The 11,355-nt window shown below is 73.3% G+C and carries 9 protein-coding genes; 8 read left to right on the top strand and 1 reads right to left on the bottom strand.

Going from position 1 to position 11,355, the window contains the following annotated elements; genetic code table 11:
* The first annotated feature begins 49 nt into the window (after positions 1-49).
* The 8 genes from EAO71_RS27670 (at position 50) to EAO71_RS27700 (ending at position 10,427) form a co-directional block, all read left to right on the top strand.
* The gene (locus EAO71_RS27670) at positions 50-1,906 is read left to right on the top strand and encodes a M20/M25/M40 family metallo-hydrolase (protein ID WP_147980549.1); all 1,857 of its coding nucleotides are present in this window, start codon (positions 50-52) and stop codon (positions 1,904-1,906) included.
* Positions 1,903-2,499 carry an adenylyl-sulfate kinase gene (gene cysC / locus EAO71_RS27675; RefSeq protein WP_393557899.1) on the top strand — a complete coding sequence of 199 codons (597 nt, stop codon included), beginning with the start codon at positions 1,903-1,905 and terminating at the stop codon, positions 2,497-2,499. The genes EAO71_RS27670 and cysC overlap by 4 nt, the downstream gene beginning before the upstream one ends.
* Positions 2,500-2,539: 40 nt before the next feature.
* Positions 2,540-3,499, top strand: a complete 960-nt coding sequence (gene cysD / locus EAO71_RS27680; RefSeq protein WP_147980551.1) for a sulfate adenylyltransferase subunit CysD — start codon at positions 2,540-2,542, stop codon at positions 3,497-3,499.
* Between the two features lie 8 nt (positions 3,500-3,507).
* A complete protein-coding gene (locus EAO71_RS27685; RefSeq protein ID WP_261992396.1) occupies positions 3,508-4,827 on the top strand; it encodes a sulfate adenylyltransferase subunit 1 in 1,320 nt (439 codons plus the stop codon).
* A 120-nt stretch (positions 4,828-4,947) separates the two neighbouring features.
* On the top strand, positions 4,948-5,088 hold the full coding sequence (locus EAO71_RS37940) for a hypothetical protein (protein ID WP_187282855.1): 141 nt from the start codon (positions 4,948-4,950) through the stop codon (positions 5,086-5,088).
* Positions 5,089-5,164: 76 nt separating this feature from the next.
* Positions 5,165-7,438, top strand: coding sequence for a TOMM precursor leader peptide-binding protein (locus EAO71_RS27690; protein WP_147980552.1), 2,274 nt, complete (start codon positions 5,165-5,167; stop codon positions 7,436-7,438).
* Positions 7,439-7,468: 30 nt separating this feature from the next.
* Complete coding sequence (locus tag EAO71_RS27695) at positions 7,469-9,079, top strand: SagB family peptide dehydrogenase (RefSeq protein ID WP_147980553.1); 1,611 nt, start codon at positions 7,469-7,471, stop codon at positions 9,077-9,079.
* Between the two features lie 148 nt (positions 9,080-9,227).
* A complete protein-coding gene (locus tag EAO71_RS27700) occupies positions 9,228-10,427 on the top strand; it encodes a sensor histidine kinase (protein ID WP_147980554.1) in 1,200 nt (399 codons plus the stop codon).
* Positions 10,428-10,491: 64 nt separating this feature from the next.
* Here the strand turns inward: EAO71_RS27700 and EAO71_RS27705 are convergent, their stop codons facing one another.
* Positions 10,492-11,097, bottom strand: coding sequence for a response regulator transcription factor (locus tag EAO71_RS27705; RefSeq protein ID WP_147980555.1), 606 nt, complete (start codon positions 11,095-11,097; stop codon positions 10,492-10,494).
* Positions 11,098-11,355: the final 258 nt, after the last annotated feature.

Here is an 11,355-nt window from a genome sequence, read left to right on the forward strand (position 1 = left end):
CGCCCGCCCCGGGCCACGCCCACCGTCACCAGCCGAAGGAGTCCCGTCCATGCCAGCCCTCGGGGAAGTCGCCAGCTCACGCGAGGCCGCGCTCTACGTGGTCAAGCTGGGCAGCGCCACACTGCTGCACAGCCAGGTCTTCGACGAACTGCTCGAACTCAGCCGGCGCGGCGCGCGGCTGCTCGTGATCGCCGGAGGAGCGGCCGGCATCGCCGAGCACTACCGGCGCATCGGCCGCGACATCCGCACCCTGGTCTCCCGCAACGGCGACGAGATCCGCTACTGCCCCCCGGAGGAGATGCGGCACATCGTCGCCGCGTACGAGGAGGTCACCCTGCCCCTGGTGGAGGAGGAGCTCACCCGCCGCGGACTGTCCGTGTTCGCCGCGGTCGCCCGCACCGGCGCCCTCGTCAAGGCGACCGTCAACGGCCCGATGCGGGTCCAGGAGGACGGCCGCACCCGGCTGGTCCGGGACCACCGCGCCGGCACCGTCAGCTCCGTGGACGTCCCCCGGCTCACCGGCCTGCTGGCCACCTTCGACGTCGTCTGCCTCTCCCCGCCGGTCGCCGACGCCGAGGGCGGCACCGCGCTCAACGTGGACGCCGACGTGCTCGCCGCCGAGGCCGCCCTCGCCCTGGACGCCGACCACCTGCGCCTCGTCACCGGCACCGCCGGACTGCTCACCGACCCGGCCGACCCCGCCAGCAGCCTGCGCCACCTCACCGAGGGGGAGGGCCGGCGCTACGCCAAGGGCCGCATGCGCCAGAAGGTCCGCGCGGCCGAGATCGCCCTCAAGGGCACCTCCGACACGGCGATCACCGGCCCCCACACACTGTCCGCCGCGGGTGCCACCTGGTTCTGGCGGGCCCCGGCGCCCGCCGCCGACCTCGACCTGCTCGCCCGCACGGTGGAGCTGTCCTCCGTCTCCCGCGACGAGCGGGAGATCGCCGAGTTCCTCGCCGAGTGGTGCGCCGAGCACGGGATCAAGGCCGAGATCGACGCCGCGAACAACCTGGTCGCCACCAAGGGCGCGGGCCCCCGCCGACTGCTGATGCTCGGCCACCTGGACACCGTCCCGCACCGCTGGCCGGTCCGCTGGGACGGCGAGGTCCTCTCCGGGCGCGGCTCCGTCGACGCCAAGGGCAGCCTGGTGACCTACCTCCAGACGCTCGCCGAGTTCGACCCGCCCGAGGGCGTGGAACTGCGCGTGGTCGGCGCGGTGGAGGAGGAGATCACCGGCGCCGGAGCCTTCCACGTCCGGGACGCCTACCCCGCCGACGCGGTGATCGTGGGCGAGCCCAGCGGCGCGGAGGCGCTCACCCTCGGCTACTACGGCCTGGTCAAGGTCCGCTTCAGCGTGCGGGAACCCACCGGTCACACGGCCGGCGAGGGCGTCCGTACCGCGGGCGACCGCATGGTCGAGGTGCTCGCCGGGGTCCCCGCGGCCGTCGCCGCCCTCCACCCCGACGCGCTGACCGCCGTCCTCGGCGTACGGGCCCTCAACCAGGGCGACGCGCAGGCCGGCGAGGCCGTCGTCGACGTCCGCGTCCCGCCGGGCCTGGACGTGGACGAGACGGTGGCCGCCCTGCGGGCGCTGGCCGTCGAACCCGTCCGCTTCGACGTCCTGCGGGCCACCCCCGGAGTGACCACGCGGCGCACCAGCCCGCTCGTCAAGGCGTTCCAACGCGCTTTCGCCGCGGCCGAGGTGACGCCCCGTTACCTCATGAAGAAGGGCAGCAGCGACATGAACACGCTGGCCACCACCTGGCGCGGCGTCCCCATGGTCGCCTACGGCCCCGGTGACGCCAAGCTCGACCACACCCCCGACGAACACCTCCACGCGGACGAGTTCCGGCGCGCCCAGCGCCTGCTGACCGCCGCGGTCCGAGAATGGAGCTTGATGTGACCGTCCTGACGGCCGCCCCCGGGCACGACCTCGCGGCCCCCGCCGTCCACTGCACCTGCTACCCCGGATCGACGCTCTGGCTCACCGGCCTGCCCAGCGCCGGCAAGACCACGATCGCGAACGCCGCGGCCGACCTGCTGCGCGCCCGCGGCCGCCGCGTCGAGGTCCTCGACGGCGACGAGCTGCGCCAGACCTTCTCGGCCGGCCTCGGCTACACCCGCGCCGACCGGCACAGCAACGTCGAACGCATCGGCCGCGTCGCCCAGGTCCTCGCCCGCAACGGCATCACGGTCCTCGTACCGGTCATCGCCCCGTACGCCGAATCCCGCGACCTGGTGCGCTCCTGGCACCGCGACAGCGGCACCGACTTCCTGGAGGTGCACGTCGCCACCCCGCTGTCGGTGTGCTCCCGGCGCGACGTGAAGGGCCTGTACGCCCGCCAGGCGGCCGGCGAGATCAGCGGCCTGACCGGCGTCGACGACCCGTACGAGGAGCCCGCCGCACCCGACCTGAGGATCCACTCCCAGACCCAGTCCGTCACCGATTCCGCGCAGGAGCTGCTCGCCCTGCTGTCCGCCCGGGGGCTGCTGTGAGCGAGACAGCCCCGGCCACCGCAAACGAAAGGAGCGCGGCATGACCGCCACGACGGTCACCCCGTTCGCAGCCCCGTCGCTGCCCGCCGTCCACACCGGGGAGGCCTACGGGCTCTCCCACCTCGACGCCGTCGAGTCCGAGGCGGTGCACATCTTCCGTGAGGTCGCGGGCGAGTTCGAGCGGCCGGTGATCCTCTTCTCCGGCGGCAAGGACTCCATCGTCATGCTGCACCTGGCGCTGAAGGCCTTCGCCCCCGCCCCGCTGCCCTTCTCCCTGCTGCACGTGGACACCGGGCACAACTTCCCCGAGGTCCTCGCCTACCGCGACCGCGTGGTCGCCGCACACGGCCTGCGCCTGCACGTCGCCTCCGTACAGGACTTCATCGACGACGGCCGGCTGCGCGAACGCCCCGACGGCACCCGCAACCCGCTCCAGACCGTCCCCCTCCTCGACGCGATCACCACCGGCCGTTACGACGCCGTCTTCGGCGGCGGCCGGCGCGACGAGGAGAAGGCCCGCGCCAAGGAACGCGTCTTCTCGCTGCGCGACGAGTTCGGCGCCTGGGACCCCCGCCGCCAGCGCCCCGAACTGTGGTCCCTCTACAACGGCCGGCACGCCCCCGGCGAGCACGTCCGCGTCTTCCCCCTGTCCAACTGGACCGAACTCGACGTCTGGCAGTACATCCAGCGCGAGGACATCGCCCTGCCCGAGATCTACTACGCCCACGACCGCGAGGTCTTCTCCCGCCACGGCATGTGGCTCGCCCCCGGCGACTGGGGCGGCCCGCGCGAGGGCGAACGACTGGAGACCCGCCGGGTCCGCTACCGCACCGTCGGCGACATGTCCTGCACCGGCGCCGTCGAGTCCACCGCCGCCACCGTCGAGTCCGTGATCGACGAGATCGCCGCCTCCCGGCTCACCGAGCGGGGCGCCACCCGCGCCGACGACAAGATGTCCGAGGCGGCCATGGAAGACCGCAAACGCGAAGGGTACTTCTAGCCGTGAACATCACCGAAGCGCCGAACGGCGCTGCCCGCGCCGCTGGTCCGCGCACCGCCGTGGACACCCTCCGGTTCGCCACCGCCGGCTCCGTCGACGACGGCAAGTCCACCCTGGTGGGCCGGCTGCTGCACGACTCCAAGTCCGTCCTCGCCGACCAGCTGGAGGCCGTCGAGCACGCCTCCCGCTCCCGCGGCCAGGAGGCACCCGACCTGGCCCTGCTCACCGACGGCCTGCGCGCCGAACGCGAACAGGGCATCACCATCGACGTCGCCTACCGCTACTTCGCCACCACCCACCGCCGGTTCATCCTCGCCGACACCCCCGGCCACGTGCAGTACACCCGGAACATGGTCACCGGCGCCTCCACCGCCGACCTCGCCCTCGTCCTGGTCGACGCCCGCAACGGCGTCGTCGAGCAGACCCGCCGCCACCTGGCCGTCGCCGCCCTGCTGCGCATCCGCCACGTCACCCTCGTGGTGAACAAGATGGACCTGGTGGACTGCTCGGAGGAGGTGTTCGCCCGCACCGCCGCGGCCTTCTCCGCGTGCGCCGCCGCGCTCGGCGTCGAGCGGGTGACCGCCATCCCGATCTCGGCCCTCGCCGGCGACAACGTCGTACGCCCCTCCGAGCGCATGGACTGGTACGCCGGACCCACCGTCCTGGAGCACCTGGAGTCGGTGCCCGTCGGCGCCGACCCCCGCACCGAGACCGCCCGCCTGCCGGTCCAGTACGTCATCCGCCCCGGCACCGCGGCCCACCCCGACTACCGGGGCTACGCCGGCCAGATCACCTCCGGCGTGCTGCGGGTCGGCGACCGGATCACCGCCCTGCCGTCCGGCGGCGTCAGCACCGTCGCCGCCATCGACACCCTGGACGGCACCACCACCGACACCGCCTGGGCCCCGCAGTCCGTGACCGTACGGCTCACCGACGACCTCGACATCTCCCGCGGCGACCTGATCGCCCCCGCCGCCTCCGCGCCCCACGCCGTCCGGCGCCTCACCGCGACCGTCTGCCACCTCGGCGAACAGCCGCTGTACGCCGGCCGGCAGGTGCTGCTCCGGCACACCACCCGCACCGTGCGGGCCGTCGTCGTCGAGATCTCCTCACGGCTCGACCTGGAGGACCTGTCCGAGCGCCCCGGCACCGACACGCTCGGCGTCAACGACATCGGCCGGATCGTCCTGCGCACCGCCGAACCGATCGCCCTGGACGGCTACGCCGACTTCCGGCGCACGGGATCGTTCCTGCTCGTCGACCCCGTCGACGGCGCCACCCTGACCGCCGGAATGGCGGACGTCCCGACCGCCGCGGAAGGGGTGTGACGCCCTCGCGAGATGACCATGAGAACTTCACGTCGGCCCGGTGACACAGGCACTGTCGGCCCTTCCGGCGGACCAGCAGACTCTTCCCCGTCAGCAGGACACACCACCGGAAGGGCCGACATGAACCTCAACATCACCACCGCCGCCACCGCCGCCCCCGTCGTCGAGGACCTGGTCATCGAGGACTTCGGCGGAGCGGTCGTCGAGCAGTACCAGCCCGGCACCTGCATCTGCTGGACGGGCGACCTGCTCGCCGAGTAACCCGCTCCACCCCGCACGACACGGCAACCGCGACACCGACCGTCCACAGGCCGCACACCAGACAGGGGGAAACACGGTGGCACATCGCCAGGGCACCACGAACGGACTCGGGTTCAAGCCTCATCTGAAGGCCGAAGTCGTCCCCGGAGAGGGCGTGTTCCTCATCTCCGAGCGCGGAGTCACCGCGCTGCGTGGATCCTGCGTCACCACTCTCGCCCCGCTCCTGGACGGCACCCGCACCCTCGACCGGCTGATCGCCGACGCCGCCGGCACCCTCCCCGCGGACCAGGTACGCCAGGTCGTCACCCGGCTCCTCGGAACCGGCCTCCTCACCCACCGGGCACCGGACACCACCACCGCCGGCTCGGGCGAGGCCTTCTGGGAACTGGCCGGAGTGGACGGCGACGAGGCCGCACGCCGCACCGGCAGCGCCACCGTCGTGGGCATCGGCACCGGCTCCGAAGCCGGCACCGGAACCGAGGAACTCCGCGCCGCCCTCGCCGCCGCCGGCCTGCGCATCCACCGCACCGGCACCGACACCGAGGCACCCGGCCTGTCCGTCGTCCTGTGCGACAGCTACCTCGACCCCGCGCTGGCCGACCTGGACACCGCGTACCGCGCCGCCGGCACCCCCTGGCTCCCCGTCCGCCTCACCGGCGAACAGCCCTGGATCGGGCCCGTGTTCCAGCCCGACGAAGGTCCCTGCTGGCAGTGCCTCGCCGAGCCGCTGCGCCGCAACCGCCCCGCGGAGACCTACCTCGGCCGGGCACTCGGCCGCCCCGTCAGCGTGCCCCCCTCCGGCCTGGCCGCCGGCCGCGCCGTCGGACTGCACCTCGCCTGCCTCGAAGCCGTCAAGTGGATGGCCGGACACCGCCACTCCGGCCAGAGCTCCCTGTGGACCATGGACACCCTCACCCTCGCGGGCCGCCACCACCCCGTGCGAAGACGCCCGCAGTGCCCCACCTGCGGAGACCCCGAGGTGACCGCACGCCGCATCTGGGCCCCCGTCCGCCCGGTCAGCCGCCCCAAGTCCGGCACCGGCACCGGGGAGCGCTCCCTCACCCCCGAGGAGATGCTCGAACGGTACGGACACCTCGTCGACGAACTGACCGGCGTGGTGAAGGAGGTCCGCCGCGACCGGCGCGACCCCGGCTTCCTCAACTGCTTCCACTCCGGACACAACCCGGCCACCTCGCCCACCGGCCTCGCGGCCGTGCGCGCCGGCCTGCGCAGCCACAGCTCCGGCAAGGGCACCACCCCGCTGCAGGCCCAGGTCAGCGCCCTGTGCGAGGCCGTCGAGCGCCACAGCGGCTACCGCCAGGGCGACGAACCCACCCTGCGGGCCTCCTACCGCGAGGTCGCCGAGCGGGCCGTCCACCCCGACTCCGTCCAGCTCTTCGACCCCCGTCAGTACCCCGACCGGGCCACCTGGAACGCCGAACACGCCCCGGCCCACCGGGTCTGCGCCCCCTTCGACGAGGACACCCCCGTCGACTGGACGCCGGTCTGGTCCCTGACCGCGGACCGCCACCGGCTGCTGCCCACCTCGATGCTCTACTACGACACCCCCTGCCCCTCCGGCTTCTTCTCCGCGCACTCCAACGGCACCGCCGCGGGCAGCTCCCGCGAGGACGCCATCGTGCAGGGGTTCCTGGAACTCGTCGAACGCGACGCCGTCGCCCTGTGGTGGTACAACCGCACCCGGCAGCCCGGCGTCGACCTCGCCTCCTTCGGGGACTCCTGGATCGAGGCGACCCGGGCCGCGCACACCGAACTGGACCGCGAACTCTGGGTCCTCGACCTCACCAGCGACCTCGGCGTCCCGGTCTTCGCCGCGCTCTCCCGCCGCACCGACAAGCCCGCCGAGGACATCACCCTGGGATTCGGCGCCCACTTCGACCCCCGGATCGCCCTGCGGCGCGCCGTCGCCGAGGTCAACCAGATGCTGCCGCCCGTCGTGAACGTCACCGCCGACGGCGCCGGCTACACCTGCGACGACCCGGTGCCGCTGCACTGGTGGCGCACCGCCACGACCGCGAACCAGCCCTACCTGCTCTCCGCCGGCCCCGACCGCACCCCCGCCGACTTCCCGTACACCCCGCGCACCGACCTGGCCGACGACGTGGCCGCCGCCGAGGCGCTCGCCCGGGGACTCGGCAGCGAGCTGCTGGTCCTGGACCAGACCCGGGCCGACATCGGGCTCCCCGTCGTCAAGGTGATCGTGCCGGGACTGCGCACCTTCTGGACCCGTTTCGCCCCCGGCCGGCTCTTCGACGTACCGGTCCGGCTGGGCCGCCTCGCCACCCCGACCCGCTACGAGGACCTCAACCCGGTCCCGCTCTTCCTGTGACACCGTCGCGCCACCCGTGAGGTCCCGGTCATGAAGTCTTCCGCTCCGCCCGCACCGCGGGACACCCGGCTCATCGAACTCTGGTCGCTCCGTGAGGACACCACGGTGGAGACGGTGGCGGACGATCCCGGGACGGGCCTGGTCAGCACCCGCTGGGACGAGATCCGGCTCCCCATGGCCGACCCGGTGGTCTCCCGGGCCCTCGAACGCATGACGTACGGCCCGGTGTCGCTCGACAACGTGCTGCCCGGGTTCAGCGACACCCGCTCGCTGCCGGGAGACCCGCGCCGCGCCGCACTGCGCTCCACCCTGGAGGCGGTGCGGCACGCCGTGATCCGTACGCTCGCGCTGGCCGACGGCACCGAGCAGATGTCCGTCGTGCCGATCGTGCGCGAGGCCCGCTTCGCCCCGCGGTCGCCCGCCCCGGACGGCGTCCACCGGCTCTCCCGGTTCGCCACCCTGCGCGTCGGATCCCACGACATGGTGCTCGAGTCGCCGCTCAGCTCGCACCGGGTGCTGCTGCACACCGCGCAGGCCATGTGGCTGGTCAGCTGTTACGTCCGCCCCGCCTCGGTCCGCGAGACGGCCCGGCTGCTCGACGTGCCGCTCGACGTGGTGCGTACGGCGGTCGGCTATCTGGAGGCGGCGGGCATGCTCGTGCCGGCCGTCCGCCTCACCCGTACGGACCCCGCCGGCGCCGAGGGCCCCGACTCCGCGCGCGCGGCGGCCCCCGGCGCGGGCCGGGACACCGTCACGGGGCCGGGGGCCGGCACCGCGGGCGGTCCGTGGGACCCGGAGTCCCACCCCCACCCCCTCGCCTTCGCCGAGGACCGGGACCCCGCGCTGGAGCACTGGTCGCCGCGCGAGCTGATGCTGCACAACCGCAGCAGGCCCGGCCTGCACGACGAGCCGCTCGGACTGGCCGGCGGGACGGCCGAGGCGCCGAAGGACGCCCGGGAGCACCCGGACTCCGACGCGGTGCCCCTGGTCCTCCCGGTGCCCGACCTCGACCTGGTCCTCGCCCGCGACCCACGGCTCACCACCGTCCTCGAGTCCCGCCGGTCGGTCCGCGCGGACGGCGGACTCCCGCTGTCCCTGGCCCAGTTGGGCGAGCTGCTGTACCGCACGGCCCGCGCCCGGCCCGCGGCCGGCCGCCCCTACCCGAGCGCCGGCTCCGTCTACCCGCTGGAGCTGTACGTCACCGTCGCCGGATCCGGCGAACTCCCGCGCGGCGCCTACCACTACGATCCGGCCGCCCACACCCTCTTCCCGCTGCGCACGGATCCGGCCTTGGTCGACGCGCTGCTGGAGGAGGCGGGCGCGAACGCCGGACTGAGCGCGGAACCGCCCGTTCTGATCAGCATGACCGCCCGCTTCCGGCGGTTGAACGTCGCCTTCCCCGGCATCGCCTACAGCGTCCTGCTCAAGGAGGTCGGAGCGCTCCAGCAGACGCTCTACCTGGTCTCCACCGCCATGGGCATCGGCCCGTGCGCCCTGGCGTTCGGCGACACCGCGACCTCCGCCCGCGCCTTCGGACTCGACTGGCGAGCCGAGTCCGGCGTCGGCGAGTTCGTCCTGGCCGCCGTGCCGACCGGAGCGGCTTCGGCCGAGTCCGGCGGAGCCCCCACGAGACGCCCTTGACCGGAGATACCGTCCCTGTACGTCACCTACTCCGCCTATGCTGCACTTCCCGTGCGAAAACGCAGTCGAGTAGGGAGCCCCTGTGCGATGGTCACGCCCCGCCGATTCAGACGCATTTCTCACTCATCGGGTCACCGAGGGGGGTGAGTTGGCGCCGCGCGTCGCCGGGACCATCACCGTCGTCGTCATCCTCTGCTTCTTCGCCGTCGCCCTGACCTACGCGGTGGGCGGCGGATTCGGGGCCGGCGAACTCGTCCTCTGCGGTGTCCTGATGCTGATGCTGCTCTCCGTCCAGCTCAGCCACTCGTTCCCCGACTGGATACCGCGGGCGGCCCGTTACCGGCCGGCCACCCTGGCCGTCCAGGCCGTCCTCACCTTCGCCCCGTTCGCCCTGTTCGGCGCCGCCTGGCTGGGCATGCCGGGATTCCTGGCCGCGTCCTCCCTGCTCGTGCTCAGATCGGCCGTCGGCTGGGCGGCCTTCGCCGCGGTCATCGTCGCCACCGGAGTCGTGCAGTTCGCCGTCGGGTACGGGGTCGGCCAGCTCGCCTACAACACGGTCGCCACCATGCTCACCGGCCTGGTGGTCTACGGCCTCAGCCGGCTGTCCGGCCTGATCCGCGAAGTGCAGGCGGCACGTGAGGAACTGGTCCGGCTGGCCGTCACGCAGGAACGTCTCCGCTTCGCACGCGACCTGCACGACCTGCTCGGATTCAGCCTCTCCACCATCACGCTCAAGTGCGAACTCGCGCACCGTCTCGTACGGGTGGCGCCCGAGCGCGCCGAGATGGAGATCACCGAGATCGTCCAGACCGCCCGGCAGGCCCTCACCGACGTCCGCTCGGTGGCCAGCAGCTACGTCCAGATGAACCTCAACCGCGAGGTGGAGTCGGCCGGTTCGCTGCTCCGCGCGGTGGGCATCCGCACCGACATCCGCGTCACCCAGGAACCGCTGAACGCCTCCGTCGACACGGTCCTCGCGACCGTGCTGCGCGAGGGCGTGACGAACCTGCTGCGGCACAGCAAGGCGCAGCACTGCGTCATCGAGGCGCGGGCCGAGGGCGGGATCGTCCGGCTGTGCATCTCCAACGACGGCCTGCGCGACCGCGACGCGTCCCACTGCCCCGAGGGCGAGGGCGTCACCGGCGGCGTGGGACTGCGCAGCCTCGCCATCCGCGCCGAGGCGCTGGGCGGGCAACTCTCCTGCCGCGTCCGCCCGGACGGCTGGTTCGAACTCGCGGTGGACCTCCCGGCCCAGGCCGCCACCGGAGCGGCCCCGGCGGAGGACGCCCCGGCCCCCGCCGCCCCCGCCGAGGACGCCGGACCGGACCTCGCGCCGGCGGAGGGCTAGGGCGTGTCCTGCCGATCCTGCCGATCCTGCCGATCCTCCCGGGCCCCCGACGCCCTGAGCTTCGTCAGAGCCAGCCGGCGTCCCGGGCGATGCGGACCGCGTCCATGCGGTTGCGGGCGTTGAGCTTCGTCACCACCGTGGTCAGGTAGTTGCGCACGGTCCCCGCGGACAGGAAGAGCTTCCGGGCGATCTCCGGCGCGTCCAGGCCCTGGGCCGCGAGCCGCAGCACCTCGCTCTCCCGCGCGCTCAGCGGACTGCCACCGGTCTGCAGCGTGGCCAGCGCGAGCTGCGGGTCCACCACCTGCTCCCCGGCGACCACCTGGTGGATCGCGGCGGCGAGCCGGGTCGGGTCGGCGTCCTTGAGCAGGAAACCGGACACCTTGGCCTCCAGCGCCCGACGCAGGTTCCCCGGCCTGCCGAGGCTGGTCAGGATGATCGTCCTGCAGGCCGGCAGCTCCCGGCTGAGCAGCTCCGCGGCCCGGATGCCGTCGATGCCGGGCATGTCGATGTCCAGGACCGCCACATCGGGCCGGGTCTCCAACGCGACCGGGAGCACCCGGTCCCCGTTGTCCGCCTCACCGACCACCTCGATGCCGTCCTCCAGCTCCAGCAGCGATACCAGGGCCCGCCGCAGCATCAGCATGTCGTCCGCGAGCAGCACTCGGATCACAGTAAGTCCCCCCTCACGGACCCCCCGTGAGGCCCGTTCGCGAGGTGAATGCTACTGGGGGAAGGGCGAATTGGCGGATAATCGACCTTTGTTGGCGGTGTTCTCCCAGGTCAGCGCGTCGGTACGGACACGGCCGTCGCCGCGGAACCTCTCGCTCCTGACCACATCGCTCACCGCGGGGCCGGTCCGGCCGTACTCGACGGCGACACGAACGGGGGCGGCGACGGGGACAGCGACGGCGACGGCGACGGGGGAGGG

The sequence above is a fragment of the Streptomyces sp. MS191 genome, from assembly GCF_008042125.1.
In the GTDB taxonomy this organism is placed as follows: Bacteria; Actinomycetota; Actinomycetes; order Streptomycetales; family Streptomycetaceae; genus Streptomyces.

What these genes read in the sequence shown, in the direction of transcription:
- EAO71_RS27695 (WP_147980553.1), top strand. Translation starts at nt 7,469, where the DNA reads ATGAAGTCTTCCGCTCCGCCCGCACCGCGGGACACCCGGCTCATCGAA.
- EAO71_RS37940 (WP_187282855.1), top strand. Translation starts at nt 4,948, where the DNA reads ATGAACCTCAACATCACCACCGCCGCCACCGCCGCCCCCGTCGTCGAG.
- EAO71_RS27670 (WP_147980549.1), top strand. Translation starts at nt 50, where the DNA reads ATGCCAGCCCTCGGGGAAGTCGCCAGCTCACGCGAGGCCGCGCTCTAC.
- cysD (WP_147980551.1), top strand. Translation starts at nt 2,540, where the DNA reads ATGACCGCCACGACGGTCACCCCGTTCGCAGCCCCGTCGCTGCCCGCC.